This is a genomic window from Pseudomonas putida, from assembly GCF_050989985.1.
Taxonomy (GTDB): Bacteria; Pseudomonadota; Gammaproteobacteria; order Pseudomonadales; family Pseudomonadaceae; genus Aquipseudomonas; species Aquipseudomonas putida_AI.
Genome location: NZ_CP158815.1, coordinates 2,551,179 through 2,576,538 on the forward strand (window position 1 = coordinate 2,551,179; position 25,360 = coordinate 2,576,538).

The following is a 25,360-nucleotide window of genomic DNA, read 5'->3' on the forward strand; positions in this document are numbered from 1 at the left end:
TCTTACCGGGCCTTTTCGGCTGCCAGTTCTTCCAGGTCGATGTAACGGTTGCCGATGCGTGGGTGAATGCGGCCGCCATCGGCGCAACCCAGGACCACGACGATTTCGTCGGCGCGCGGGGCGTCTTCGATCTGCATTTCCAGGGTGATGTAGTGCGAACGCAGGCCTTCGTCGTCCTTGTGCATCATCGGAATCTGGATCGAGGTGCCCGGGCCGCCGCGTTTGTTGGTGAAGCTCAGGTAGCTCTTGGCCTTGACCGCTTCGCGATAGTGGTTGCCGAAGCGCAGGGTGTGGATCACGGCGGAGGCGTGCTCGATCTCGCCATCGGCGCCGACCACCGCCGCCTTGCCGTAAGCCTCGATTTTTTCGGCACCGCCGATGATGCCCACCAGGCGCTCGACCATCATGGCGCCCAGGTCAGAGCAGTTGGCGCGGATCTGTGGCTTGAGGTCTTCGACAAAACCATTGCCCACCCACGGGTTTTTCATCACGACGGCCAGCCCGACCATGGTCACGGGTTTATCGGTGGCTTTGCCGCCTTCGATGAAGGTTTCTTCGACATAGCTGACGATCTTGCGGATTTCGAAACTCATGAGCTGCTCCGTATCGGGGGAAGAAGGTGTCTGTGCGTATGATGGTATACCATAATATCGGTTGTGCAAGAGGCGTGAATGAGTTTCTCGTCACCGGGCGATGAAACGCGCGGTCGACACCGATTCTCTGTAGGAGCGAGCTTGCTCGCGATGGACGCATGGATGACACGGGCTATCTGGTTCCCCGCGTTATCGTTGACGTCCATCGCGAGCAAGCTCGCTCCTACAGGGGAATGATGGATTTGTCCGTTACGCGACATGTACTGGCTTACTAGCGTTAGCCGGCACCCCTGCGGCGGAGTAGAGTCGAGCCCACGTTCCTGGCAAACCCGGATGATCCCCATGACTCGCCCTCGCTTCCTGCCCGACAACTTCACCCTGACCCTGGTCGGCGTGGTCCTCCTCGCTAGCTTCCTGCCTGCCAGCGGGCAGGTGGCGGTGGGCTTCGGCTGGTTGACCAATATCGCCATTGCACTGCTGTTTTTCCTGCACGGCGCCAAGCTGTCGCGCGAATCGATCATTGCCGGCGCCGGCCACTGGCGCCTGCATCTGCTGGTGTTCGGCCTGACCTTCGTGCTGTTTCCGCTGCTGGGCCTGGCGCTCAAACCCGTGCTGTCACCGCTGGTCGGCGACGACCTGTACATGGGCATGCTTTATCTCTGCGCGCTGCCCGCCACGGTGCAATCGGCGATTGCCTTCACTTCCCTGGCACGCGGCAACATTCCCGCGGCGATTTGCAGTGCGGCGGCGTCCAGCCTGTTCGGGATCTTCCTCACGCCACTGCTGGTGACGCTGCTGCTGAATGTGCATGGCGACGGCGGTTCGACCATGGATGCGATTCTCAAGATCAGCGTGCAACTGCTGCTGCCGTTCATTGCCGGGCAGATCGCCCGGCGCTGGATCGGCGCCTGGGTGGGGCGCAACAAGAACTGGCTGAAGTTCGTCGACCAAGGCTCGATACTGCTGGTGGTCTACGGTGCGTTCAGCGAAGCGGTGAATGAAGGCATCTGGCATCAGATTCCGCTGCGGGATCTGGCGGGGCTGGTGGTGGCCTGCTGCGTGGTGCTGGGGCTGGTGCTGGTTGCGTCCACCGTGCTGGGCAAGGTTTTTGGCTTCAACCAGGAAGATCGCATCACCATCCTGTTCTGTGGTTCAAAGAAAAGCCTCGCCACCGGCGTACCCATGGCCCAGGTACTGTTCGCCGGCAGCACCATCGGCGTGCTGATCCTGCCGTTGATGCTGTTCCACCAGATTCAATTGATGGTCTGCGCAGTGTTGGCGCAGCGCTATGCCAAGCGCGAGGAGTCGGTGGCTGAACTGATGGGGCAGGTCGATCCCTGAGGCAGAAACCCTGTAGGAGCGAGCCTGCTCGCGATGGACGTCAACGATAACGCGGGCTTTCTGACGCCCCGCGGTGTTTGAGCCTCCATCGCGAGCAAGCTCGCTCCTACAGGGGACGGGCAAAAAAAAAGCCGTCCATAAGGACGGCGGGAAAAAAGCACGCGGTGTATGGCGTCAGTATTGCGGCAGCAAGGTTACAGATTCGTGACGCGCTGATGCCGGTTCGTCAGTAAACCTGCGGCACGATGATTTCCGGTGGCGTCGGGTTGCGCGAGTAGTCTTCCTGGCGCACACGCTGCGGCAGTTCGATCACCGGCAACTCGACTTCCTCGTAAGGCATTTGGCTCAGCAGATGATGGATGCAGTTGAGCCGCGCCTTTTTCTTGTCGTCGGCCTGTACCACCCACCATGGCGCTTCGGCGATGTGGGTGCGTTCGAGCATGACTTCCTTGGCCTTGGTGTAGGCCTCCCAGCGCCGGCGCGATTCCAGGTCCATGGGGCTGAGCTTCCATTGCTTGAGCGGGTCATGGATGCGGCTGAGAAAACGCAGGTGCTGCTCCTGGTCCGAGATCGAGAACCAGTATTTGATCAACTGGATGCCGGAACGCGCGAGCATCCGTTCGAACTCCGGCACGGTACGGAAGAACTCTTCGTACTGGTCTTCATTACAGAAACCCATGACTTGCTCGACACCGGCGCGGTTGTACCAGCTGCGGTCGAACAGGACGATTTCACCAGCCGCCGGCAGGTGCGAGACGTAACGCTGGAAATACCACTGGGTGCGTTCGCGGTCGTTGGGCGCGGGCAGGGCGGCGACCCGGCAGACCCGAGGGTTGAGCCGCTGGGTGATGCGTTTGATCACGCCGCCTTTACCCGCGGCGTCGCGACCTTCGAACAGGATCACCACCTTGTGTCCGGTCTTCACCACCCAGCTCTGCAACTTCACCAGCTCACCCTGCAGGCGGAACAGCTCGCTGAAGTAGCGCCTGCGTTCCTGTTTCAGAGGGCTTTCGTCGGGGTGATCGCCGAACAGTGATCCGAGGTCGTGATCGTCCTCCAGCAGCTCTAGCTCAAGCTCTTCGTCACTGTGATCGAGCAGCTCGCGGTGGATGCGTTGCATCAGGGTGTCGTTGGTCAACAGCATGGTCAGAGCTCCCGACGAAGTTGGAACCCGCATGCTATGCCGGGGCATGTGACGGCGTGGTGACGAACAGGTGATGGCAGATTTAATCCGGCTGTCATCGGGATGTCACTGAACCCATGGCAGGATCGGCGCAAACCGCTTCAGCGTGCGGTGCAATGCCGCTCGCGGACCGATAAAAAACTGCCAGGAACCTCAACCATGAAAGGTGACGCCTCCCTTTTTGCAGCCATTGACCTGGGCTCCAACGCGTTTCGCCTGATGATCGGACAGCCGGTCAAACGCAATCAGGCGTTCATGATTCAGGAAGTCAAAACCTTGCGCGAGCCGGTGCGGCTGGCCGAAGGGTTTCAGGGCGGGGCACTGGACGAGATGGCGCTGGATCGCGGCTGGCAGGCCCTGGCGCGTTTCGGCAAGAAGCTGCGCGGTTTCGAGGCCGGGCGCGTGCGGGCGGTAGCGACCAGCGCCGTGCGCGAAGCGGATAATGCCGAATTGTTCCTGGCAAGTGCCGAGCGCCACCTGGGGTTTCGAATTGACGTCATCTCCGGGCAGGAAGAAGCCCGCCTGGTTTACGCTGGCGTGGCTCACACAATCCCCTGTGCCGAGAGCATGCGGCTGGTGGTGGATATCGGCGGTGGATCGACCGAACTGATTCTGGGGCGCGGCACCGAGCCGCTGGTCACCCAGAGCATCGCCATCGGCAGTGGCACTTTTGGTGCGCGCTACTTTGCCGGCGGCCGCATCACCGCCGAAGCGCTGCTCGAGGCCGAGCGCGTGGCCACGCTGGCGTTCGACAAGGTGGCCCGGCGTTATCGGGCCCAGGGATGGCAACAGACCATCGGCTCATCCGGCACGGCCCGCATGCTCGCCAGGATCCTGAATGCCAACGGCTTGAACGATTTCGGCCAAAGCGGCATCACCTACAGCGGTCTGCTGCGGTTGTCCGTGCGCCTGCTGGAAGTCGGGCACGTGAAAAAACTCCGGCTGGCGGGCCTGCAGGCCCATCGCCTGAGTATCCTGCCGGGCGGCCTGGTGCTGATGCTGGCGGCCTTCAAGGTCTTTGGTATCGCGCACATGACACCGTCCGAGCCCGGTTTGCGCTTCGGTGTCTTGCACGGCCTGATGTCCCGCCACTGACGGGCACGCCCTTTGTAGGAGCGAGCCTGCTCGCGATGGCGGCCTTCGGGCCGACCTGGCTTTTGTTGACTGAGTACATATCCATTGCTTCGGTAACGGCGACTTATGGTTTCGCCCTTACGGCGACTCACTTTTTTTTCAAACGCCAAAAAAAAGTAAGCAAAAAAAGGCTCGCCCCAAGCGTCCGGCCCCTCGCTGAGGCTCGGGGTTCCTTCGCTCCGGCATTCATCCGGGGGCATCGCCTCCGGTTTGCTTCGCTGCACCTCCTCTCGATGTGTGCGGCTTCGCCGCACGGCGCTGCGCGCCTTACCCCCGGATGAACGCCTCCACTCAGCCTGCCGAAGGGGCGGGTGGATCTAAATCAAAAGCCGCCGAGGCGAGCTACCGCTCGGCCTGATTGTTTGCGCGGTCTCCTGTAGGAGCTGCCGAAGGCTGCGATCTTTTGATCTTGCTTTTGAAAATCAAAAGATAGCAGCCTCGTTGCACTCGACAGCTCCTACAGGTCCGCAGGTGGGCACATACCTGTGGGAGCTGGCTTGCCAGCGATGGCGGCCTGACAGCCAACCTGATTTCACGGATGTCCCCAATCCCCTGTAGGAGCGAGCCTGCTCGCGATGGTCGTCAACGATAACGTTGGCTGCCTGACACCCCGCGGCGTCCTCTCGTCCATCGCGAGCAAGCTCGCTCCTACACGGGACCCGCGCAATCAGGCCGGCCGGTCGGCCGCCTCGCTTTGGCTTTTGATTTTGATCTGCCCCGTCGGAAGGCCGAGTGGAGGTGTTCATCCGGGGGTAAGGCGCGCAGCGCCGTGCGGCGAAGCCGCACACATCGAGAGGAGGTGCAGCGAAGCAAACCGGAGGCGATGCCCTCGGATGAATACCGGAGCGAGGGTATGCCGAGCCTAGGCGAGGCACCGTACGTCAGGGGATAAAAGCGCTTGGTTACTTGGCGCTTTTCCAAGTAACCCGCCGTAAGGGCGGAACCATAAGTAGCCGTTACCGCAGAAACGGATATGTACCCGATCAAAAATCCCGGCCAGCGCAGACCTACTCAGCCGCCAGGTTCTCGACCAACCACTCACTGAAAGCCAGCGCACTATTCTCACTGTCACGATGGGTCAGCAGCGCCCAGTTCGGGCCGCGAATGGTTTGTTCCACCAGCGGCTGCAACAGGCCGGTGGCGCGGGCCTGCCGACTCAGCAGCTGGCTGACCAGGGCAATGCCGAGCCCCGCGCACGCAGCATCCAGCAGCAGGCCGGGGTCGGAGAAGTTCAGGCCCTGGTCCTGCTGGCCGACATCGACCCCGGCCTCCACCGCCCAGTGGCTCCAGTCCATTTCCCGTTCGCCGTGCAGCGTGGTGCGCGCCTCCACCGGTTGCGCCAGGAGGCTGGGGTGGCACGCCGGATAGAGGCGGTCGGCGTACAGCACCTTGAAACTGCACTCGGCCTGGGAGCTGATGTCATCGCGCACGGCAATGTCGATGGTCTGGGTGGTCATGTCCGGCACTTCATCGGTGCTGAAAATCCACAGGTCGACCTGCGGATGCAGGCGGCGAAAATCCCCCAGGCGCGGCAGCAGCCAGTGGCGGGCGAACGCCGGGGTGGTGTTGAGCACCAGTTGATTGGGTTTCTGATACTGCCCCAGCCGACGGATACCCACGGCCAGCTGCTGCAGCATCGCCTGGGTGGTGCTGAGCAGGTCATGGCCGGCATCGGTCAGGCTGACGCTGCGCCCACTGCGAAAAAACAGCGGCTGCTCAAGGTACGCCTCGAGGCTGCGGATCTGTTGGCTGATGGCCGACTGGGTCAGGTGCAACTCTTCGGCGGCTTTGTGAAAACTGCCCAGGCGGGCGGCAGCTTCAAAGCCGCGAAGGGTGCTGAGCGGCGGCCAATGCTTGAGCATACTGATAAGTTCCTCTAATCACTTTTCTGCAAAATCCATCGTTTGTTTGCCCTTTTTACGCGCCGTAGCATGCATGCCAAGACCGCCAAGGCAGTTTTCATTGAACACAATGGCTTAACTAAAGGGCTTTTTATCATGCAGCGGAACGAGATGGGAAACAGCGGTTGGATGATGCCGGCGGAGTGGGTTCGTCACGCCGCGACCTGGATGGTCTGGCCGCATAACCAGGCGCTCTGGGAGTCGGGTTGGCGCGTGACCCTGGCGCAGGTGCAGGAGGATTTCGCCGGAGTGGCCAACGCCATTGCCCGTTTCGAACCGGTGAAAATGGTCGTCGACCCCTCGGCCGTGGCCAGTGCCAGGGCACTGTGCGGCGCCAACATCGAGCTGATCGAACTGGCCGTGAACGACAGTTGGTGCCGCGACTCCGGCCCGAGCTTCGTCTGCCATCCGCAACAGGGCCTGGCGGGCGTGAGCTGGCGCTTCAACGCCTGGGGCGGCAAGTCGGCCCATGACCTGGACGAGAGCCTGGCGCGCCGTGCGCTCAATCACCTCGGCCTGCCGTGCTTCGGCACGCCGCTGAGCAACGAAGGCGGGGCCATTCATGTCGACGGCGAAGGCACGCTGATCACCACCGAGTCGGTGCTGCTCAACCCCAACCGCAACCCGGGCATGAGCAAGGCCGAGATGGAAGAAATCTTCGCTCGCCTGTTGGGTGTGAAGAAAACCATCTGGCTGCCGGGCGACCCTGACTACGTCACCGGCGACATGACCGATGGCCATGTCGATGGTGTGTGTGCATTCGCCCGTCCCGGTGTGTTGCTGGTCGACGCGACCCACGACCGGCAATCGGTGTATGCCGAAGTGGCGCGGGAGAACCGCCGCGCCCTGGAGCTGGCCACCGATGCACGGGGCCGCAAGTTCGAACTGATCGAACTGTATGAAGCCAGCGAAGCGGTGGACACCGAGGCCGAAGTGTTCTGCGCCTCCTACACCAACTTCTACATCGCCAATGACGCGATCATCATGCCGGCCTATGGCATTGCCGCCGACGACGTGGCGGCGAAAACCCTCGCCCAAGCCTTCCCCGGGCGCGAAGTGGTGCCGGTGCGGATCAACAATCTGGCCCATGGCGGCGGAGGGGTGCACTGCATCACTCAGCAACAGCCAGCCTGGCCGGTGGAGGGTTAATGCCATGACACTGCTGACCATCGCCACCACCCAAATGCCCTGCACCTGGGACCTGAACCACAACCTTGATCAAGCCGAACAGCTGGTGCGTGAAGCGGCGGCCAAGGGCGCCCAGATCATCCTGTTGCAGGAGCTGTTCGCCACCCCGTATTTCTGCATCGAGCAAAGCCACCAGCACCTGGCCCTGGCCGAGACCTTCGGCGACAGCCCGGTCCTCAAGCGTTTTGCCGCGCTGGCCAGGGAATTGGGGGTGGTGTTGCCCCTGAGCTGGTTCGAGAAGGCCGGTAATGCCTACTTCAACTCCTTGACGGTGGCCGATGCCGACGGGCGTTTACTGGGGGTGTATCGCAAGACGCATATTCCCAACGCCATCGGTTATCAGGAGAAGGAATACTTCAGCCCCGGCGACACCGGTTTCCGCGTCTGGGACACGGCCTTCGGGCGCATCGGCGTGGGCATCTGCTGGGATCAGTGGTTCCCCGAAACCGCCCGCTGCCTGGCCTTGATGGGCGCCGAAGTGCTGCTGTTTCCCACCGCCATCGGCTCCGAGCCCGGCTGCGCAACGCTGGACTCGCGCGATCACTGGCAGATGACCATGCGCGGTCATGCGGCCGCCAACATCCTGCCGGTGGTGGCGTCCAACCGCGTCGGCCGGGAGGCGGCGACCCTTGATCCGAGCTTGCAGATGAGCTTCTACGGCTCGTCCTTCATCAGTAACCACAAGGGCAAATTGCTTGCCGAAGCCGATCGGGACAGTACCGGCGTGCTGGTGCACAGCCTCGACCTGGCGGCCATGCGCGAGGAGCGCCTGAGCTGGGGCATTTACCGCGACCGTCGCCCGGAAATGTACGGGGCCATGCTGAGCCTGGACGGGCGTCACCTTCATACACGCTGGAATGGCCAGGGGGTCTGAGATGCGTACCTTCAATCGACTGTTGCCCGCCGTCCTCGGGCTGGCCATCAGCGCTGCGGTGCCGGCGCTGCATGCCGAAGAGAAAACCCTGCGGCTGTACAACTGGGCCGACTATTTTGCCGAAGACACATTGAGCCGCTTCACCGCCGAAACCGGGATCAAGGTGATCTACGACGTCATGGATGGCAGCGAAACCCTGGAAGCCAAGATGCTCGCCGGTGGCAGCGGTTACGACCTGATCTTCCCCGGCGACACGGTGGCCGAACGCTTGATGCGCGCCGGCAGCCTGTTGCCGCTGGACCGCTCGAAACTCAAGGAGCTTGCAGACATAGAACCCGGGCTGCAAAAACTGCGCGGGCAGTATGAGCATTCCGCCGGGGCCACCGTGCCTTACACCTGGGGCACCATCGGCCTGACGTATAACCAGGAGCAGATCAGGCAGCGCATGCCCAATGCGCCGGTCAACAGCCTGGACATGCTGTTCAAGCCGGAACTGGCGGCGCAGTTTGCCGATTGCGGCATCTCGATGATCGACTCGCCGGACGAAGTGCTGGCGGTGGTGCTCAACTACCTGGGTCGCGAACCGCGCAGCGCCAAGCCCGAAGACCTGAAGGCGGCGAGTGAACTGTTGGCCAAAATGCGGCCGTACATTCGCAAGTTCCAGTCGCAACCGGTGACCGACCTGGTGAACGGCAACCTGTGCCTGTCCCTGGGCTACAGCGGCGACATGACCCAGGCGCAGCGTACCTCGGACTCCGCCGGCAAGCAGACCCGTTTCCAGTACCGCATTCCCCGGGAAGGCACGACGGTGTGGATGGACACCATGGCGATTCCGGTGGATGCCAGGCATCCGGAGTACGCCTATGCGTTCATCAACTTCGTCATGCGCCCCGAGAACATGGCCGCCATCAGCAACTTCACCGGCTACCCGACTTCCAATGCCAAGGCCCGGCCGAACGTCGATGCGACCATGCGCGATAACCCGGACATCTACATTGATGAAGCCACCTACGCGCGGTTGATCCCCGGCAAGGACATCCCCCAGGCGGACATGCGCGCCCGCATGCGCACTTGGACCAAGTTCAAGACGGCTACCGGCCAATGAAACCAGCGCTGTCCCTGTAGGAGCCGCCGCACGCTGCGATTTTGATCGTTCCCACGCTCTGCGTGGGAATGCCTCAAGGGACGCTCCGCGTCCAGTGACGCAGAGCGTCACGGGCTGCATTCCCACGCAGAGCGTGGGAACGATCAGATCAAAAGATCGCAGCCTGCGGCAGCTCCTACGGGGCCGGGATTTACCCTTTTTTTCAGGAACATCTACATGTCAACGCGTCGCGAATTCATCAAACAGGTATCGGTTACCGCCGGCGTGGCTGTCGCCTGCATGGGGCTTGGCCTGAAGCCGTCGTCCGTGCTGGCGGCCAGTGCAGAGCGTTGGTACATGCCCGACGAAGGTGACCGGCATGAACAGGCCTTCATCGCCTTTGGCGCCCAGGACGCCATCTGGGAAGACTTCACCCCGGATGTGCAAGCGGCGCTCGGCCGGATTGCGCGGACCATCGCCAAATATGAACCGCTGACCGTGTTCTGCCGCAAGAGCGAGCGGGACCTGGCCGAAGAGCATTGCGGCTCGACCAATGTCACCTACGTCATCACCGAACTGGATGACATCTGGATGCGTGATATCGGCGCCAATTTCGTCGTCGATGGCAAGGGCGGGCTGGGCGCCGTGGATTTCAACTTCAACGGCTGGGGCAACAAGCAGCGGCACAGCAAGGACGCGAAAGTGGCGGCGCTGGTTTCCCGCCGCGAAGAAGCTGATTACCTGCGCAGCGAGCTGGTGGGCGAGGGCGGCGGCATCGAAGTGGACGGTCATGGTACCGGGATCATGACCGAAAGCAGCTGGATCAATGCCAACCGCAATCCGCAGTGGAACAAGGCCGAGGTCGAGGAAGAGCTCAAGTTCCGTCTGGGCCTGCGCAAGATCATCTGGCTGCCGGGCATCAAGGGCAAGGACATCACCGACGCTCATGTCGACTTCTATGCGCGCTTCGTCAAGCCGGGCGTGGTGATTGCCAACCTCGACACGGACCCCGAGTCCTACGACAACAAGGTCACCCGTGCGCACCTGGAGATCCTGAAGAACGCCACCGATGCCGATGGCCGCAAGCTGCAGGTGCACACGGTGTCGCCGCCACTGAAGCCGCGTAAAAGCAAGTTCAACCGCGACAACCCGGACTTTGCCGCCGGCTACATCAACTACTTCGTGATCAACGGGGCGATCATTGCGCCGCAATTCGGTGACAAGGCCGCCGATCGCAAGGCCTTTGACCTGCTGTCCAGGCTCTATCCGGAGCGTGAGGTGGTACAGCTCGACATCGACGCCATTGCGGCCGGTGGCGGCGGTATCCACTGCGTAACCAGTCATCAGCCGCGGGTGTAGCGATGGTCCCGGGGGCGTCTGGTAAACTGCGCCCCTTTACCCCTCATACAAGAGCGCCCCATGGCCAACCAAGACATCGTCTTCACCCCCGATCCCGACCAGGACTCCATCTCCTCCGACGTCGCTGCGTTCAACGGCATCCTGATGTCCACCCAGATCCCGACCCGAGCCGACGGCACCCTGGAGCTGGGCGACATCACCGTGCAGAGCGAATGCACCCTGCAAGCGCTCAAGGTCGCGCTCGAGCGCGCCGGCAGCTCCATGGATCGCGTCATGCACCTGACCATCTACCTCACCGACATGGCCGATCGTGCCGCGTTCAACGAAGTCTACAAACGCTTCTTCGCCAAACCATGGCCGGTCCGTGCCGCCGTGGGTGTCGCCGCGTTGGCAGTGGAAGGCATGAAAGTGGAAGTCGTCGCCATGGCGGCCAAGGCCTGACCCCGACAACACCTGCACCTGCACAACCCTGTGGGAGCGAGCTTGCTCGCGATAGCAGAGTGTCAGTCAACGCTGATATCGACTGACACACCGCCATCGCGAGCAGGCTCGCTCCCACAGTTGTTCTTCGTCGAACATGAAGCCCGAGTACCCCAATCCAGTGTGGGAGCGAGCCTGCTCGCGATGACGGCAGCACATTCGGCATCAATGTCGACGGATCTGCCGCTATCGCGAGCAGGCTCGCTCCTACAGGGATTTCTGTCGTCGCGCTGCCACCCGGCAGCACACGGGTGCCCCTCAGGCGTTTCGCCGGTACAATGCGCCCCTCGACCGTGACAGCCTGACTAAAAAAACATATGTCCTTGCCCAAGCATCACCTGGAATTGCTCAGCCCCGCCCGCGACGTAGCCATCGCCCGCGAGGCCATCCTGCATGGCGCCGACGCTGTGTACCTCGGCGGCCCGAGCTTCGGCGCCCGCCACAACGCGTGCAATGAGGTGAGCGATATCGCCGGCCTGGTGGAATTCGCCCATCGCTACCACGCCCGGGTCTTCACCACCATCAACACCATCCTGCACGACAACGAACTGGAGCCGGCGCGCAAGCTGATCCACGAGCTGTACGATGCCGGCGTCGATGCGCTGATCGTCCAGGACCTGGGCGTGATGGAACTGGATATCCCGCCGATCGAGCTGCACGCCAGCACCCAGACCGACATCCGCACCCTGGCCCGGGCGAAATTCCTCGATCAGGCCGGTTTCTCGCAACTGGTCCTGGCTCGCGAGCTGAACCTTCAGGAAATCCGCGCCATCGCCGACGAGACCGACGCGGCGATCGAGTTTTTCATCCATGGCGCGCTGTGCGTGGCGTTCTCCGGCCAGTGCAACATTTCCCACGCGCAGACCGGTCGCAGTGCCAACCGTGGCGACTGCTCCCAGGCCTGCCGCCTGCCGTACACCCTCAAGGATGAAAAAGGCGGCGTGATCGCCTACGAAAAACACCTGCTGTCGATGAAGGACAACAACCAGAGCGCGAACATCCGCGCCCTGGTGGAAGCCGGCGTGCGCTCGTTCAAGATCGAAGGGCGCTACAAGGACATGGGCTATGTGAAGAACATCACCGCCTACTACCGCCAGCGCCTGGACGACGTGCTCGAAGACCGTCCGGACCTGGCCCGCGCCTCCAGCGGCCGCACCGCGCACTTCTTCGTGCCCGATCCGGACAAGACCTTCCACCGTGGCAGCACCGACTACTTTGTCAGCGAGCGCAAGATCGACATCGGCGCCTTCGACTCGCCGACCTTCACCGGCCTGCCGGTGGGCGTGGTGGAAAAAGTCGGCAAGCGCGACCTGATCGTGGTCACCGAGGAACCGCTGTCCAACGGCGACGGCCTCAATGTGCTGGTCAAGCGCGAAGTCGTCGGCTGGCGCACCAACATAGCCGAGCCCAAGGGTGAGTTCGAGGAAGACGGCGAGAAGCGCTACCGCTACCGCGTCGAGCCCAACGAGATGCCGGAAGGCCTGTACAAGCTGCGGCCCAACCATCCACTGAACCGCAACCTGGACCACAACTGGCAGCAGGCCCTGCAGAAGACCTCCGCCGAGCGTCGCATTGGCGTGGCCTGGGTCGCGCGCCTGGACGAACAGCGTCTGCAATTGACCGCCACCAGCGAGGAGGGCGTCAGCGCCAGCGTGTCCCTGGACGGTCCGTTCGGCCTGGCCAACAAGCCGGAGCAGGCGCTTGAGCAATTGCGCGATCTGCTCGGCCAGCTGGGTACCACCGAGTACCACGCAACCGATATCAAGCTCGAGGCACCGCAAGCGTTCTTCATTCCCAACTCCCAGCTCAAGGCGCTGCGCCGGGAAGCGATCGAGGCGCTGACCGTGGCGCGGGTCAAGGCTCATCCGCGCGGGGGCCGCAAGGCCGAGACCAATCCGCCACCGGTGTACCCGGAATCGCACCTGTCGTTCCTGGCCAACGTCTACAACCAGAAGGCCCGGGATTTCTATCACCGTCACGGGGTCAAGCTGATCGACGCGGCTTACGAGGCCCATGAAGAGTCGGGTGAAGTGCCGGTGATGATCACCAAGCACTGCCTGCGCTTCTCGTTCAACCTCTGCCCGAAACAGGCCAAGGGCGTGACCGGCGTGCGCACCAAGGTCGCGCCGATGCAGCTGATCCACGGCGATGAAGTGCTGACCCTGAAGTTCGACTGCAAGCCTTGCGAAATGCATGTGATCGGCAAGATGAAGGGCCACATCCTCGGCCTGCCGCAACCGGGCAGCGTACAGCCCGTGGTCGGCTACATCAGCCCGGAAGACCTGCTCAAAACCATCCCCCGCGCCCCGCACTAAGGGCGCCAAACCTGTGGGGGCAGCCATCGCGAGCAGCTCGCTCCCACAGGTTTTCCATGTCGAACCAGCGATTCGAGTACACCAATTCCCCATGTGGGAGCGGGCTTGCTCGCGAAAGCGTCGTGTCAGTCGACATCAATAGTGACTGACCTGTCGCCTTCGCGAGCAAGCCCGCTCCCACACTGGTTATTGGTCGAGCCTGGCATCCTGTGGGAGCGAGCCTGCTCGCGATGACGTCAGCCCATTCGACACAAAACTGAAACCCTCACCCCCGAACTGGCGACCCGCCAAGGCTGTGCTAGCGTCTTGAGGTCAATCCTCATTTGCGAGCTTCTGCCATGGACGAGACAATCGTTAACGTAACCACCGAGAAGTTCAACGCACTGATTGCAGTCGTGCAGGCCTATGGTGTCGCTTTTGCGGTCAAGGTGCTGGCCGCCATTGCCTTCTGGATCGTCGGCCGCTGGCTGATCGGTTTTGCCGTCGGCATGGTGCAAAAAGCCCTCGGCAAGCAGAAGGTCGACCCGACCGTGCTGCGTTATGTCGGCTCGGCCATCACCGTAACGCTGAACATCATCCTGGTCATTGCCATCCTCGGTTACCTGGGTATGCAGACCACCACCTTCGCGGCACTGCTCGCCGCGGTCGGCCTGGCGATCGGCATGGCCTGGTCGGGGCTGCTGGCCAACCTGGCGGCCGGTGCGTTCATTATTGTGCTGCGCCCGTTCAAGGTCGGCGATTTCATTAGCGCCGGCGGGGTGACCGGGACCGTGGTGGAAATCGGCCTGTTCGCCACCGGGATCAATACCCCGGACAACGTGCTGACCCTGGTCGGCAACAACAAGATCTTCAGCGACAACATCCAGAACTTCACCCACAACCCGTTCCGTCGGGTCGAACTCAAGGCCCAGCTGTCCGGTGCCGCCGACTGGAAAGCGGCGGCGGCCTTGCTCAAGGAGAAAATCGCCGCCATTCCCAACGTGCTGGAAACCCCGGCGATCGACGTGGAAATTCTCGAGTTCAACCTGGTCGGCCCGGTGCTGGCGGTGCGTCCGTACTGCCACAACGAGCACTACTGGCAGGTCTACTTCGACACCAACCGCGTGATCAAGGACGCCCTCGGCGAAGCCGGCTTCCCGGCGCCAATGCCGGCGCAGACCGTGATCTTCCAGCAAGGCACCGCGCTGCCCGCACCGCTCGCCAGGGAATGACCGGGCATCACGGACCGCCTGCCGTGCGTGATCCATTGAAAAGCCCGCGTTCCAGAGCGCGGGCTTTTGTTTTTTCCAAGCGCTGCATTTCACCGATCAACTGCCGGTGCCCTTGCCATCACCTCCGCCTTTAGAGCCGCCTGCCGGTGCAGGTCCGTTGTCGGTGGTGCCCGCATCGGCACCGTTGGATGCCGAACCGGTTTTGCCATCGATGCCTTTGGTCGAGGTGCCGCCATCGGTGCCGGTGCCAATGCTGTTCGATTCATCGCCTTGCGGCTGAGCGGTACCGGGTGGAAGGGCCGAGCCCTCGGTGGTTTTCTCGGCGGCCAGGGCGCTCAGCGAGCTGGCGGACAACAGGCCGGCGAGGGTCAGTGCGATTAATTTGTGATTGATCATTTGAGTCTTCCTTGCGAGTGGATATACGCATTGGAAGAAACGACCGCAGGGAAAGTGCGGCGCAGCGGACGAGCGGCAATGAAGTCACCGCAGCACCTGTAGGAGCGAGCCTGCTCGCGATGGTCGCTAACGATAACGCATGCTTACGGGTTGAACGCGGCGCCTTTGAGTTCATCGCGAGCAGGCTCGCTCCCACAGGTTCAGCGGCGGTCACGCAATCCCCAGACCGCACGCAATGCCAGGCAGATCAGCGCACCGAGAAAGGCCAGGGCCATGTCCTTCTGTGCATCCCAGATATCCTCTTGGGTGGCGATGAAGGCTTCGGCCTGATCGTCGCCCAGATACTCGCCGCCGATCCATTCGACCAATTCATACAACGCCGACGTCGCCAGCACCAGGCTCAGCACCAGCAGGGTCAACCAGCCGCCGCGCAGGGGCGTGTGCCGGCAGAGCATTTCCCGCAGCGCAATGGTGACCAGCAGGCCATAGCTGAAATGCACCAGGCGATCGTACTGATTGCGCTTCCAGTCGAAGACCGCGTTCAGCGAATGACCGGTGAGGGTGCGCGCCCATTCTTCGTAGGGCACCTTGGCATAGGTGAAATGCGCGCCCAGTTCGTGGATTCCCAACAGCAGCACAATGGCCAGGTAGGCTTGCCACGACAGGCGCCGGCGCCGCAGGCCCGCAGTCAGCGCCAGCAGTATCGTGACGGGCACCACATTCTCCAGTCGCCAGTCCACCGAATCATGGGGGGTGATGCCGGAGGCCAGCACGATGACCACCGCCGCCGCCAGCAGGATCGCTGCCTGGGCAGGGGTGGCCGATTGCAGCGTGGCCGGTTTGCTGTGGTGCACGATGCTCAAAGCGCGTCGTAGCCGAAATAGATGAACGTCACGGCCGCGGCGATGGCAAAAGAGACCAGGGCCTTGGAGGCCGAGCGATGCGCACGGGAGGATCCGGTCGATCGCTGCAGGTGTGTTCCGGAATAAACCGTGCGGACAAAGTAGCCGTCCATGGTGGCCTTGTAGGTGTAGCGCAGGCCAATGATCAGAAACAGGAGGATCAGGCTGATGGCGATTGCGCGGGTGATTGCAGGATCAACCGTGGGCTTGGGCAGTTCTTCCACGCAAGCGGGGCTTACGTCTTCGGCGATGCTGATTCGCCCATCCCCCAGTGAGGCGAGCATCGGGCCTTGGCCGCCGGGTTGATTCAGGTCCAGCGCCTGGTATTTCCAGAGTGTCGCCGAGCCTTCCCGGCAATAGGTGAAACCGCTTGGGTTGGAGGCGACGATGATGCAGGCGTCGTTGATACCGTATTTTTTCAAGGTCTCGGTAGCCGACCTTGTGAAGTCCAACTCTAGGACGGGAATGCTCCCGTTGGCGAACGCGCCGGCGGACACCAACAGACTCCCCAGCAAGCAAAGCATTGTGGTTTTCAAGGTTATATCCTTGTTTTTATTTATTTTTTTACTGGTCTGGTGAGTGCTGCGCGTCGTCCATTGATTAAGTCTAGTTTGCAATTGTTGCCTTGATGAGCAATTTGTGTGAGACGAATCACGGATTTTTCAGGGGTATTGCCGGGCGACCGGCGACATGGCAAACCGCGCTTTGCTGTGCCTTACTCGTGGATTACATCCCTTCACCGACTCATGAATCCGACCCCCCGAAGAAGACGACAGCCATCATGCACAAGGACAACACGGGTTCAGAACCCGCGCAGGGCTGTTCAATGCCAGTCTAGAAGGCAACACCCGGCGAGCCATCGACTTGCATGAAGGCGACGCCATTGATGAAGCCGCGCTCAAGGCACTGATTCAAGCGGCCGTGGCGCTGAACACTGCAAAACGCAAATGACCGGGCATCCATAGCCACTGTAGGAGCGAGCTTGCTCGCGATGGTCGTCAACGATAACGCTGGATGCCTGGCACCCCGCGGCGTAATCAGGTTCATCGCGAGCAAGCTCGCTCCTACAGGTCGGTGGTGTTCACCCGCGCTTGGGCAACGTCCAGTTCGGCCGGATGAAGTGGCAGGTGTAGCCGTTCGGATAGTGTTCCAGATAATCCTGATGCTCGGGCTCCGCTTCCCAGAACGGTCCGGCCGGTTCGATCTCGGTGACCACCTTGCCGGGCCAGAGGCCGGAGGCGTCGACGTCTGCGACCGTCTCCTGGGCGACGTGCTTCTGTTCTTCGCTCAGGTAGTAGATCGCCGAGCGATAGCTCATTCCCAGGTCATTGCCCTGACGGTTTTTGGTGCTCGGGTCGTGGATCTGGAAGAAGAACTCGAGGATCCGGCGATAGCTGATCTGCGCGGGATCAAACACGATCTCGATCGCTTCGGCATGGGTGCCATGGTTGCGGTAGGTCGCATTGGGTACATCGCCGCCGGAGTAACCGACCCGCGTGGCAAGCACGCCGGGGTAGCGCCGCAACAGATCCTGCATGCCCCAGAAGCACCCGCCGGCCAGAATGGCGGTTTCGGTGTTCGTCGTCATCTACGCACCTCCCATCAGTGAACGGCCTCGTTGATCGAGGCCGTCAGACCATCATTGCATCTTGCTGTGATCCATCATGCTGTGGTCCATCTTGCTGTGATCCATAGTGTTCAGAGCACGGGCATCGGCTTCGACCTTGATCGTCTCTTTCTCGCCCTTGGCGTTTTCCACGGTCAGGGTCAGCGGCACCTTGCTGCCATCGGCCACCTGTCCGGTCAGGTCCATCAGCATGATGTGGTAACCATTGGGATCGAGGCTCACCGGTTTGCCGGCCGGCAACGCGACCGACTCGACCTGGCCCATGCGCATCACATCGTCTTTCATGCTCATCTGGTGGATTTGCACCAGCTTGGCCACCGGCGATTCGACTTTGATCAACTTGCTGTCAGTGTCGGCCTGCAGGGTCATGAACGCGCCGGACGAATGCTGGCCGGCCACGGTGGCGCGGACCCAGGCGTCACTGACCTGAGTCTGCGCGGACGCTTGCCACGCCAGGCCGATCAGGGCAACGCCCAGGGCTAGTTGTTTGATGCGTGCTGCGCAAAACGAAGTCATCAGCAGACCTCCATGACAGTGAGCAGGTCTTCTGCGCACTCTTGAGCGGTAAGGGACGCGGACAGGCCAAGGCGCAGATTGCCCCGGGAGTCGAACACGTAACTGGTGGCGGTATGGGACAGGGTGTAGGTGTCGCCGCTGGGGACCTTCTCGAAGAATACGCCGAACTCCTTGGCAACGGCGGCGGTTTCTTCCAGTGAGCCGTACAGCGCCTCGAAGCTCGGGTCGAAGGCCTTGACGTACTTGTCCAGCAGCTCCGGGGTGTCGCGCTCGGGGTCCAGCGTGATGAAGACCACTTGCAGGCGCTCGCCGTCGCGGCCCATCAGTTTCTTCGCCTGGGCCGCGCGGGCCAGCGTCGTCGGGCAGACCGCCGGGCATTGGGTGAAACCGAAGAAGATCATCGGCATCAGGCCCCGGTAGCTGCCGAGCATCCGGGTTTCGCCCTGGGCGTCTGTGAGTTTGAAGGAACGGCCCATGATCTTGTCGCTCAGATCCTTGCCGTACTTGAACGACAGCTTGCTGCTGTCGTCGCAGCCGGCAAGCAGGCCGAGGCTCAGCAGGCTCATGCCCTGCAGCACCGAACGGCGGGAATACAACGTACTCATGGAAATAAAGCTTCCTGTGTAGCGACAGAAAAAACACAGTGCCTGACAGACCAGGCGAGAAAAAGCGCAGGGATGTTAACAAACTGTTGCCCGATCACGCTTAATCGATCGCCGGAAGGTCATGCGCCAAAAGGTCGCGGGGGAGTGGCCTACACGAACATACAAAAGGCTCTTGCGCGGACACATTGCAGATACATTCGTGCGCTTCCATGGGCGCATCCCAACCTGCATAGAGAGCACTGCCATGTTCCATAAACTGCAACAGGCCGCCAGGTTCCTGCGCCAGAGCGCACAGTTGATGGTGGGCGTTCCCGACTACGACAACTACGTCGCGCAAATGGCCCTCAAGTCGCCGGGCGAGCCGGTGATGAGCTACGAAGCCTTTTTTCGCGAGCGTCAGGAAGCGCGCTTCGGGCGGGGTAAATGCAACACACGGTGTTGCTGAGTCTTCCCTGGATCAATGCCTGATCTCACGGGGTTGAACCCGTGAGAACGCAGGCGTCCTCATCACCCCTGAGAACATACCCTTCATACAGATTGTCGAAATCCAGCTCGGCAAAACTGTCCGCCAGGAAATCAAGCAGGCTTCTGATCGACGGCATCAGGCCGCGCCGTGACGCAAACAGCGCATGAACGATGGCGCTCCTGGGTTTCCAGTCCTTCAGGACCGGCACGAGAATGCCGTTTCGAATGTCTTTGAACACCACCAGCTCCGGCAGCTGGACAATGCCGCCGCCTTCGAGCGCGACCCGCCGAAGGGTGATCATGTCGTCAGTGATCAGCCGCGGCGTATGGCGCACGGTGGCCTGTACACCGCCAGGCCCCTCCATGTTCCATTGGTACTGGCGCGTGCAGGGACCCATGTCGAGGCTCGGATAGCGCGCCAGATCGGCCAGTGAGGCGGGCGGCCCCAGACGCTCGATCAGGCCCGGGCTTGCAACCAGCTGATGAGGACTGCGCGTGAGCGTCTTCATGGTCAGGCCGCTGTCCTCGAAAGGCGCAAAGCCGACCCGCAGAACAATATCGAAACCTTCGCGCAGTGGATCAACCGTGCGGTTGGTGCTCTCCAGATGTATCTCCACCTCGGGGAAGCGACGCATATAGCGGGCAATCATCCCGGCGACCAGAAAGTTGAGCAGGGCAGTCGGGCAGGCGATCCGCACGATGCCTTTGGGCGATGAGCGGCTGTTATCGATCAGCGATTGCGCCGCGCTCGCGCTGTCGAGCATCACCAGACAATGCTGGTAGTACTCAAGGCCAAGCTCGGAAACCGAGAATTGCCTTGTCGAGCGATTGATCAGGCGAATGCCCAGGCGTTCTTCAAGGGCCGACAAATGACGACTGAGCCTGGATTTGGGTATGCCCAGTTCGCGACTGGCGGCGCCGATACCCTGGTGCTCGACGATTTGCGCAAAGAGGTACAGCTCATTGAGGTCATACATCGGACAGGTGTTCCATATATGCAATAGTCAATTGCGACTCGGTGCCTATCGAGGGGCCCGATGTGCGGATTAATGTGTGGTCTCGCCAAGTGGCGGGACCCACCTCCGATCGAGGTGTGGCTGCTGTTTTTTGTAGCGCATGAAAGTGAGGTGAAGCATGAGCAAGAAAATGCTGGTGGTACTGACCAGCTTTCCCAAATACCCAAATCTGGCACGTGCCACCGGTCTTTGGCTGGGTGAGGCGGTGCACTTCGTCAGAAAAGTCCAGGACGCGGGTTTTCAGGTCGACTATGTGAGTCCCAAGGGTGGCTACACGCCCATTGACCCTCACAGCCTGGCCATGGCCGATGAAGGTGATTGGCAGTGGTATCAGGACAAGTCGTTCATGGATCGGCTGGGCGCAACGCTCAGGCCGGATCAGGTCAATCCGGCGGATTACTCGGTGATCTATTACGCCGGAGGGCATGGCGTTGTCTGGGACTTCCCGGACAATGAGGAACTGCAGGCGCTGAGCCGCAGCATCTATGAGAGCGGTGGCATCGTGTCCTCCGTTTGCCACGGTGCAGTGGGGTTGCTGAACATCAAACTCACCGACGGCTCGTTGCTGATCGAAGGCAAGGAAGTCACCGGTTTTTCCAACAACGAGGAAAAGATTGCCGAGCTGGACAAGTACGTTCCCTACCTGACTGAGGATGAGATGGTTAAACGCGGCGCCATCTACAAAAAGGCAGCGGAGCCATGGGCACCGTTTGCAGTGGCTGACCGACGTGTCATTACCGGCCAGAACCCGGCCTCCGGCGGGCCTGTCGCGGATCTCGTACTCAAAGAACTGACTCGCTAAGGGCCGTGCTGCCGGCTGTTTCGTCGCTTCCACGCAAGGCGCGAAATGGCCGGTGTTCATTTGGAGCATTGACTGGACATGAGCACTCGTCTGTATGTGATGGCAAGCTTTGTGGTGAAACCCCATGGGCTTGAAGCCATGCGCGGCGTGCTGGCCGAACTCAGCCGGCAGACATGCCAGGAGACTGGCTGCCTGGAATACGCCTACTACCAATCCCTGACCAACCCCCTGGAATTTACCTCCTTCGAGGTGTGGGACAGTGCTGACGCCGAAGCGCAGCATTGGCAAACCCCTCACCTGCAAGCAGCACTTGCCCAGGCCGCCGACCTGCTGCAGGGCGACGCCCGGATCGTCAAATACGAGCGGGTAACCTGACAGCAGCCTGCGGCCTCTTGTTGTTTTCATGGAGCAGACAAGGCTTGCCGGCACATAAAAAAGGCGCGGTCCAAAGGGGGAAGACCGCACCCTGAAAATCAATCAGAACTGGTCGTCAGTCAATCCGAAAAGCGTATCGCTGCCAGCCCGAATGCCGGCTTCAAGGCTAAGTGTGCGTGGCAGCAGGCGCTGGAAGTAGAACGCGGCGGTGGCCAGTTTGGCGCCGTAGAAAGCCGGGTCCTCGCTGAGTCGAGCCTCTGCCACGGCAGCCATGCGCGCCCACATCCAGGCGTAGGCGACATAGCCGAACAGGTGCAGATACTCCACCGATGCGGCACCTGTTTCATTGTGGTTGGTCGTGGCGTTGTCCATCAGCCAGTCGCTGACGTCACGCAAGCGCGTAACGGCCGCCATCAGTGCTTTGCCATAGGGCGCGGTATGACCCTGTGCGAAATCCAGTGCTTGCGTGCAGAACAGACGCAATGCAGCACCGCCGTCGGCAATCACCTTGCGTCCCAGCAGGTCGAGGGCCTGGATGCCATTGGTGCCTTCATAGATTTGCGCGATGCGCACGTCACGCACGTACTGCTCCTGTCCCCATTCGCGGATGTAACCATGACCGCCGAATACCTGTTGGCCATTGACGCAGCTTTCCAGTCCCGTATCGGTGAAAAACGCCTTGGCCACCGGGGTGAGCAAGGCGGCAAGGACCTGGGCGTTTTTGCGCTCTTCGGGGTCTTGCGCGTATTTGGCAAGGTCGAGTTGCTGGCCCACGTAACAGGCGAAGGCGCGGCCGCCTTCGGTGAGTGCCTTCATGCCGAGCAACATCCGCCGAACATCGGGATGGCGGATGATCGGATCGGCGCCCTTGTCAGGGGCCGTCGGGCCGGTGGGGGCCCGACTTTGCAGGCGTTCGCGGGCGTAGCCAATGGCTGCCTGAGTGGAAGCCTCGGCGCAGCCAATGCCCTGGATGCCGATGGACAGGCGCTCGTAATTCATCATGGTGAACATCGCGGCCATGCCCTTGTGGGCCTCGCCAATCAGGTAGCCGGTGGCGCCATCGAAATTCATCACACAGGTAGCCGAGGCCTTGATGCCCATCTTGTGTTCGATGGAACCGCAGCTCAGCGCATTGCGCGCCCCGAGGCTGCCATCGGCGTTGACCAGCACCTTGGGCACCAGAAACAACGAAATGCCTTTCGCCCCGGCAGGCGCGTCCGGCAGTTTCGCCAGCACCAGGTGGATGATGTTTTCCGTCAGGTCCTGCTCGCCACCGGTGATGAATATCTTGGTGCCACTGATGCGATAACGGCCGTCTGCCTGCGGCTCGGCGCGGGTGCGCAGCAAGCCAAGATCGGTCCCGGCGTGCGGCTCGGTCAGGCACATGGAGCCGGCCCAGCGACCTTCGTACATTGGCGGCAGATAGGTGGCTCGCAGGTCCGCGTTGGCATGGGCATCGATGGCCAGGCATGCGCCGGAGGACAGCGTCGAGTAAAGGGCGAAACTGCTGTTGGCGGCGTAGAGCATTTCCTCGAATTGCACCGCCAGCATCTTGGGCATGCCCATGCCATCGAATTCGGGGTTGCCACTCAGACCCACCCAGCCACCCCGGATGTAGGTGGCGTAGGCCTCCTTGAAACCGGACGGCGTGGTGACAATGCCGTCGTTCCACTGCGCGCCTTGCTCGTCTCCGCTTCGGTTGAGCGGGGCGATGAGCTGGCCGGTGACCTTGGCTGCTTCTTCGAGGATGGCATTGGCGGTGTCGGCGTCGACCCGTTCTGCCAGGGCGGGCAATCGTGACCAGAGCGAGGGGGCGTCGAAGACTTCGTGCAGGACAAAACGCATGTCTCGCAGGGGGGCGTTGTATGGGGTCATTTGATCGTCTCGAAAGGGAGCAGGGGCCACGGCAGCCCCTGCCGGTCAGTGGGTGGCGGCTGTGGCGATGCCCAGGCCGGTTTCGGCGCGGACCTTCTGATCGTCGAAACCGGCCCGATCCTTTTGCGCCTGGGCGCTGCGATCGAGCCTGGAAACGATGACGATCACCAGGAAGGCCAGCGGCATCGAGAACAGCGCCGGATGGTCATAGGGGAAAATCGCCTGGGCATGGCCGAGCACGGTGACCCACACCGTGGGCGAGAGCGTCACCAGGGCCAGGGCGCAAACCAGTCCCGTCAGGCCGCCGTATATGGCTCCGCGGGTTGTCAGGCCTTTCCAGTACATGGCCATGATCAACACGGGGAAGTTGGCCGAGGCGGCGATGCCGAATGTCAGCCCGACCAGGAAGGCGATATTCACTTGCTCGAAGAGGATGCCAAGGCCGATGGCAATCACCCCGAGCCCGATGACCGCCATGCGGGTGACGCGCATTTCCTGCTTCTCGGTGGCGTTGCCATGCTTGAGAACCGTCAGGTAGAGGTCGTGGGAGATCGCCGAGGCACCGGCGAGGGTCAGGCCCGCGACCACGGCAAGAATCGTGGCGAAAGCCACGGCGGACAGAAAGCCGAGAAACAGATTCCCGCCGACGGCCCGGGCCAGGTGCATGGCCACCATGTTGCTGCCGCCCACCAGCGCGCCACCCGGTTTGCCATCCACGAAATACTGCGCATCGGTGCCGACGATGACGATAGCGGCGTAACCCAGCACACAAACGATCAGGAAGAAGAACCCGATGAAGCCCGATGCGTAGAACACCGACTTGCGTGCTTCCCTGGCATTGGCAACGGTGAAAAAGCGCATCAGGATGTGCGGCAATCCTGCCAGGCCGAACACCAGGCCGAGGGCCATGGAAGCGACATTGAGCGGATTGGACAGCATGGATCCTGGGCCCATGATGCTCCAGCCACTGGCGTGCACTTCTACGGCTCGCCGGGCCAGTGTTTCCAGGCTGAAATCGAAATGCGCCAGGGACAGCAGCATCAACGTCGTACCGCCCGCCAGCAGCAGAATCGCCTTGGTAATCTGCACCCAGGTGGTGGCCAGCATGCCGCCGAACACCACATAAACCAGCATCAGCACGCCGACCACGACCACGGCAACCGCGTAGTCGAGCCCGAACAGCAATTTGATCAGTTGCCCGGCGCCGACCATCTGCAACAGCAGGTAGCAACACACCACCGTCAACGAACCGCAGGCGGCCAGCACGCGGATCTTGCGCTGATCGAGCCGGAACGAAACGATATCGGCAAAGGTGTAGCGCCCAAGGTTGCGCAGGCGCTCGGCCATCAGAAAGGTCAGTACGGGCCAGCCGACAAAGAAGCCGATGACATAAATGAAGCCGTCATAGCCCTTGGTGAACACCAGGCTCGACAATCCCAAAAGGGTCGAGGCGGACATGTAGTCACCAGCGATCGCCAGGCCGTTTTGCCAGCCGCTGATGCCGCCGCCGGCCGTGTAAAAGTCGTGGGCCGAGCGAGTGCGCCGCGATGCCCACCAGGTAATCACCAGGGTTGCCAGCACAAACAGCAGGAAGATACCGATCGCCGGCAGATTCATCGGTTGCCTGGAGGCATTGAGCGTGTCCGCGCAAGCCAGGGCGGGCAGGACCGACAGGCAAGTCGCAACAGGTAACGCCAGGGAACGGTTCATGCGCGGCACTCCTTGACGATTTGTTCGCTCAGGTGATCGAAGTGGCTGTTGGCCCGATGCACGTACCAGCCTGTCAGCAGCCAGGAAATCAGAATGATCGAAGCCCCCAGCGGGATGCCCAGTGTCAGGTGGCTGCCGGGGTAGAGCGGTGCATGCAGCACTTGTGGTAAACAGGCGGCAAGCGCCATGAACAGAAAATAAGCGCTCAGCACCAGCGCGCTGAGCAGCCACGAGGTGCGCGAACGCGCCGTGCTCATGGCAATGAAGCGCGGATTGTTGCGGATGCGGCTGTAGTGATCCGATAACTGTTGAGCGGTATTGGACATGATGCCTCCGTTTATTTTTGTTGTAGGGCTGCCCGGCGGCCTGGCTGTTGCCAGGCCGTGGATCAATGAAAGAGGAGGGGGC

At 61.6% G+C, this 25,360-nt stretch carries 25 protein-coding genes and 1 pseudogene; 13 read left to right on the plus strand and 13 right to left on the minus strand.

Annotated features, from left to right (window positions below):
• Positions 1-2: 2 nt before the first annotated feature.
• Positions 3-593 (minus strand): amino acid synthesis family protein, encoded by a 591-nt coding sequence (locus ABTV29_RS11885; protein ID WP_433770406.1) that lies wholly within the window; start codon positions 591-593, stop codon positions 3-5.
• 342 nt (positions 594-935) lie between these two features.
• On the opposite strand from ABTV29_RS11885, the gene ABTV29_RS11890 reads away from it, so the two are divergent.
• A complete protein-coding gene (locus tag ABTV29_RS11890) occupies positions 936-1,934 on the plus strand; it encodes a bile acid:sodium symporter family protein (RefSeq protein ID WP_433770407.1) in 999 nt (332 codons plus the stop codon).
• A 226-nt stretch (positions 1,935-2,160) separates the two neighbouring features.
• On the opposite strand, the gene ppk2 is transcribed toward ABTV29_RS11890, so the two are convergent.
• On the minus strand, positions 2,161-3,078 hold the full coding sequence (gene ppk2 / locus ABTV29_RS11895; RefSeq protein WP_433770409.1) for a polyphosphate kinase 2: 918 nt from the start codon (positions 3,076-3,078) through the stop codon (positions 2,161-2,163).
• Positions 3,079-3,276: 198 nt separating this feature from the next.
• Between ppk2 and ABTV29_RS11900 the strand changes: the two genes are divergently transcribed.
• Positions 3,277-4,212 carry a Ppx/GppA family phosphatase gene (locus ABTV29_RS11900; RefSeq protein WP_433770411.1) on the plus strand — a complete coding sequence of 312 codons (936 nt, stop codon included), beginning with the start codon at positions 3,277-3,279 and terminating at the stop codon, positions 4,210-4,212.
• A 1,046-nt stretch (positions 4,213-5,258) separates the two neighbouring features.
• On the opposite strand, the gene ABTV29_RS11905 is transcribed toward ABTV29_RS11900, so the two are convergent.
• The gene (locus ABTV29_RS11905) at positions 5,259-6,113 is read right to left on the minus strand and encodes a LysR substrate-binding domain-containing protein (RefSeq protein WP_433770413.1); all 855 of its coding nucleotides are present in this window, start codon (positions 6,111-6,113) and stop codon (positions 5,259-5,261) included.
• A 135-nt stretch (positions 6,114-6,248) separates the two neighbouring features.
• Between ABTV29_RS11905 and ABTV29_RS11910 the strand changes: the two genes are divergently transcribed.
• From ABTV29_RS11910 to ABTV29_RS11940, 7 genes are all read left to right on the plus strand, one after another.
• Positions 6,249-7,301 (plus strand): agmatine deiminase family protein, encoded by a 1,053-nt coding sequence (locus ABTV29_RS11910; RefSeq protein WP_433770415.1) that lies wholly within the window; start codon positions 6,249-6,251, stop codon positions 7,299-7,301.
• A 4-nt stretch (positions 7,302-7,305) separates the two neighbouring features.
• Positions 7,306-8,214 (plus strand): N-carbamoylputrescine amidase, encoded by a 909-nt coding sequence (gene aguB, locus ABTV29_RS11915; protein ID WP_433770417.1) that lies wholly within the window; start codon positions 7,306-7,308, stop codon positions 8,212-8,214.
• Position 8,215: 1 nt separating this feature from the next.
• Positions 8,216-9,319, plus strand: coding sequence for an extracellular solute-binding protein (locus ABTV29_RS11920; protein ID WP_433770419.1), 1,104 nt, complete (start codon positions 8,216-8,218; stop codon positions 9,317-9,319).
• Positions 9,320-9,535: 216 nt separating this feature from the next.
• A complete protein-coding gene (locus tag ABTV29_RS11925) occupies positions 9,536-10,657 on the plus strand; it encodes an agmatine deiminase family protein (RefSeq protein WP_433770421.1) in 1,122 nt (373 codons plus the stop codon).
• A 60-nt stretch (positions 10,658-10,717) separates the two neighbouring features.
• Positions 10,718-11,098, plus strand: coding sequence for a RidA family protein (locus ABTV29_RS11930; RefSeq protein ID WP_433770423.1), 381 nt, complete (start codon positions 10,718-10,720; stop codon positions 11,096-11,098).
• Positions 11,099-11,454: 356 nt separating this feature from the next.
• On the plus strand, positions 11,455-13,452 hold the full coding sequence (locus tag ABTV29_RS11935) for a peptidase U32 family protein (protein WP_433770425.1): 1,998 nt from the start codon (positions 11,455-11,457) through the stop codon (positions 13,450-13,452).
• Positions 13,453-13,790: 338 nt separating this feature from the next.
• Positions 13,791-14,663: a mechanosensitive ion channel family protein gene (locus tag ABTV29_RS11940; RefSeq protein ID WP_433770426.1), complete on the plus strand. Its 873-nt coding sequence runs from the start codon at positions 13,791-13,793 to the stop codon at positions 14,661-14,663.
• Positions 14,664-14,759: 96 nt separating this feature from the next.
• On the opposite strand, the gene ABTV29_RS11945 is transcribed toward ABTV29_RS11940, so the two are convergent.
• The 3 genes from ABTV29_RS11945 to ABTV29_RS11955 form a co-directional block, all read right to left on the minus strand.
• Positions 14,760-15,059 carry a hypothetical protein gene (locus tag ABTV29_RS11945; protein ID WP_433770428.1) on the minus strand — a complete coding sequence of 100 codons (300 nt, stop codon included), beginning with the start codon at positions 15,057-15,059 and terminating at the stop codon, positions 14,760-14,762.
• 200 nt (positions 15,060-15,259) lie between these two features.
• Positions 15,260-15,913 (minus strand): DUF2238 domain-containing protein, encoded by a 654-nt coding sequence (locus ABTV29_RS11950; protein WP_433770430.1) that lies wholly within the window; start codon positions 15,911-15,913, stop codon positions 15,260-15,262.
• Between the two features lie 5 nt (positions 15,914-15,918).
• Positions 15,919-16,497 (minus strand): hypothetical protein, encoded by a 579-nt coding sequence (locus ABTV29_RS11955; RefSeq protein ID WP_433770432.1) that lies wholly within the window; start codon positions 16,495-16,497, stop codon positions 15,919-15,921.
• Between the two features lie 277 nt (positions 16,498-16,774).
• On the opposite strand from ABTV29_RS11955, the pseudogene ABTV29_RS11960 reads away from it, so the two are divergent.
• Positions 16,775-16,912, plus strand: a pseudogene (locus ABTV29_RS11960) (DUF1801 domain-containing protein); the annotation flags it as partial.
• A gap of 130 nt (positions 16,913-17,042) precedes the next feature.
• On the opposite strand, the gene msrA reads toward ABTV29_RS11960, so the two are convergent.
• From msrA to ABTV29_RS11975, 3 genes are read right to left on the minus strand one after another with little or no spacing between them, the layout of a single operon-like run.
• Entirely contained in the window at positions 17,043-17,549 is a 507-nt protein-coding gene (gene msrA, locus ABTV29_RS11965) for a peptide-methionine (S)-S-oxide reductase MsrA (protein WP_433770434.1), read from the minus strand.
• Positions 17,550-17,600: 51 nt separating this feature from the next.
• On the minus strand, positions 17,601-18,104 hold the full coding sequence (locus ABTV29_RS11970; RefSeq protein ID WP_433770436.1) for a copper chaperone PCu(A)C: 504 nt from the start codon (positions 18,102-18,104) through the stop codon (positions 17,601-17,603).
• Positions 18,104-18,709: an SCO family protein gene (locus ABTV29_RS11975; RefSeq protein ID WP_433770438.1), complete on the minus strand. Its 606-nt coding sequence runs from the start codon at positions 18,707-18,709 to the stop codon at positions 18,104-18,106. Before ABTV29_RS11975 ends, ABTV29_RS11970 begins: the two co-directional genes overlap by 1 nt.
• 244 nt (positions 18,710-18,953) lie before the next feature.
• Between ABTV29_RS11975 and ABTV29_RS11980 the strand changes: the two genes are divergently transcribed.
• Entirely contained in the window at positions 18,954-19,154 is a 201-nt protein-coding gene (locus tag ABTV29_RS11980) for a YbdD/YjiX family protein (protein ID WP_150768701.1), read from the plus strand.
• 25 nt (positions 19,155-19,179) lie between these two features.
• Here ABTV29_RS11980 and ABTV29_RS11985 read toward each other — a convergent pair whose 3' ends face one another.
• Positions 19,180-20,151: a LysR substrate-binding domain-containing protein gene (locus ABTV29_RS11985; protein WP_433770440.1), complete on the minus strand. Its 972-nt coding sequence runs from the start codon at positions 20,149-20,151 to the stop codon at positions 19,180-19,182.
• Between the two features lie 157 nt (positions 20,152-20,308).
• Here ABTV29_RS11985 and ABTV29_RS11990 point away from each other — a divergent pair, with 157 nt between their 5' ends.
• Positions 20,309-20,992 (plus strand): type 1 glutamine amidotransferase domain-containing protein, encoded by a 684-nt coding sequence (locus ABTV29_RS11990; protein ID WP_433770442.1) that lies wholly within the window; start codon positions 20,309-20,311, stop codon positions 20,990-20,992.
• 78 nt (positions 20,993-21,070) lie between these two features.
• Entirely contained in the window at positions 21,071-21,367 is a 297-nt protein-coding gene (locus tag ABTV29_RS11995; protein WP_433770444.1) for a putative quinol monooxygenase, read from the plus strand.
• Between the two features lie 102 nt (positions 21,368-21,469).
• Here the strand turns inward: ABTV29_RS11995 and ABTV29_RS12000 are convergent, their stop codons facing one another.
• The 3 genes from ABTV29_RS12000 to ABTV29_RS12010 are packed head-to-tail and all read right to left on the minus strand — an operon-like array spanning position 21,470 to position 25,278.
• Positions 21,470-23,242, minus strand: a complete 1,773-nt coding sequence (locus ABTV29_RS12000) for an acyl-CoA dehydrogenase C-terminal domain-containing protein (protein WP_433770445.1) — start codon at positions 23,240-23,242, stop codon at positions 21,470-21,472.
• Between the two features lie 45 nt (positions 23,243-23,287).
• Positions 23,288-24,952 carry a cation acetate symporter gene (locus ABTV29_RS12005; protein ID WP_433770447.1) on the minus strand — a complete coding sequence of 555 codons (1,665 nt, stop codon included), beginning with the start codon at positions 24,950-24,952 and terminating at the stop codon, positions 23,288-23,290.
• Positions 24,949-25,278 (minus strand): DUF485 domain-containing protein, encoded by a 330-nt coding sequence (locus tag ABTV29_RS12010; protein WP_433770449.1) that lies wholly within the window; start codon positions 25,276-25,278, stop codon positions 24,949-24,951. Before ABTV29_RS12010 ends, ABTV29_RS12005 begins: the two co-directional genes overlap by 4 nt.
• Positions 25,279-25,360: the final 82 nt, after the last annotated feature.

Bases quoted from the DNA above. Each gene is read 5' to 3' on its own strand.
- aguB (WP_433770417.1), top strand. From the start codon at position 7,306: ATGACACTGCTGACCATCGCCACCACCCAAATGCCCTGCACCTGGGAC.
- ABTV29_RS12010 (WP_433770449.1), bottom strand. From the start codon at position 25,278: ATGTCCAATACCGCTCAACAGTTATCGGATCACTACAGCCGCATCCGC.
- ABTV29_RS11930 (WP_433770423.1), top strand. From the start codon at position 10,718: ATGGCCAACCAAGACATCGTCTTCACCCCCGATCCCGACCAGGACTCC.
- ppk2 (WP_433770409.1), bottom strand. From the start codon at position 3,078: ATGCTGTTGACCAACGACACCCTGATGCAACGCATCCACCGCGAGCTG.
- ABTV29_RS11920 (WP_433770419.1), top strand. From the start codon at position 8,216: ATGCGTACCTTCAATCGACTGTTGCCCGCCGTCCTCGGGCTGGCCATC.
- ABTV29_RS11980 (WP_150768701.1), top strand. From the start codon at position 18,954: ATGTTCCATAAACTGCAACAGGCCGCCAGGTTCCTGCGCCAGAGCGCA.
- ABTV29_RS12005 (WP_433770447.1), bottom strand. From the start codon at position 24,952: ATGAACCGTTCCCTGGCGTTACCTGTTGCGACTTGCCTGTCGGTCCTG.
- ABTV29_RS11885 (WP_433770406.1), bottom strand. From the start codon at position 593: ATGAGTTTCGAAATCCGCAAGATCGTCAGCTATGTCGAAGAAACCTTC.
- ABTV29_RS12000 (WP_433770445.1), bottom strand. From the start codon at position 23,242: ATGACCCCATACAACGCCCCCCTGCGAGACATGCGTTTTGTCCTGCAC.
- ABTV29_RS11995 (WP_433770444.1), top strand. From the start codon at position 21,071: ATGAGCACTCGTCTGTATGTGATGGCAAGCTTTGTGGTGAAACCCCAT.
- ABTV29_RS11970 (WP_433770436.1), bottom strand. From the start codon at position 18,104: ATGACTTCGTTTTGCGCAGCACGCATCAAACAACTAGCCCTGGGCGTT.
- ABTV29_RS11940 (WP_433770426.1), top strand. From the start codon at position 13,791: ATGGACGAGACAATCGTTAACGTAACCACCGAGAAGTTCAACGCACTG.
- ABTV29_RS11900 (WP_433770411.1), top strand. From the start codon at position 3,277: ATGAAAGGTGACGCCTCCCTTTTTGCAGCCATTGACCTGGGCTCCAAC.
- ABTV29_RS11890 (WP_433770407.1), top strand. From the start codon at position 936: ATGACTCGCCCTCGCTTCCTGCCCGACAACTTCACCCTGACCCTGGTC.
- ABTV29_RS11945 (WP_433770428.1), bottom strand. From the start codon at position 15,059: ATGATCAATCACAAATTAATCGCACTGACCCTCGCCGGCCTGTTGTCC.
- ABTV29_RS11935 (WP_433770425.1), top strand. From the start codon at position 11,455: ATGTCCTTGCCCAAGCATCACCTGGAATTGCTCAGCCCCGCCCGCGAC.
- ABTV29_RS11985 (WP_433770440.1), bottom strand. From the start codon at position 20,151: ATGTATGACCTCAATGAGCTGTACCTCTTTGCGCAAATCGTCGAGCAC.
- ABTV29_RS11990 (WP_433770442.1), top strand. From the start codon at position 20,309: ATGAGCAAGAAAATGCTGGTGGTACTGACCAGCTTTCCCAAATACCCA.
- ABTV29_RS11905 (WP_433770413.1), bottom strand. From the start codon at position 6,113: ATGCTCAAGCATTGGCCGCCGCTCAGCACCCTTCGCGGCTTTGAAGCT.
- ABTV29_RS11910 (WP_433770415.1), top strand. From the start codon at position 6,249: ATGCAGCGGAACGAGATGGGAAACAGCGGTTGGATGATGCCGGCGGAG.
- ABTV29_RS11975 (WP_433770438.1), bottom strand. From the start codon at position 18,709: ATGAGTACGTTGTATTCCCGCCGTTCGGTGCTGCAGGGCATGAGCCTG.
- ABTV29_RS11925 (WP_433770421.1), top strand. From the start codon at position 9,536: ATGTCAACGCGTCGCGAATTCATCAAACAGGTATCGGTTACCGCCGGC.
- msrA (WP_433770434.1), bottom strand. From the start codon at position 17,549: ATGACGACGAACACCGAAACCGCCATTCTGGCCGGCGGGTGCTTCTGG.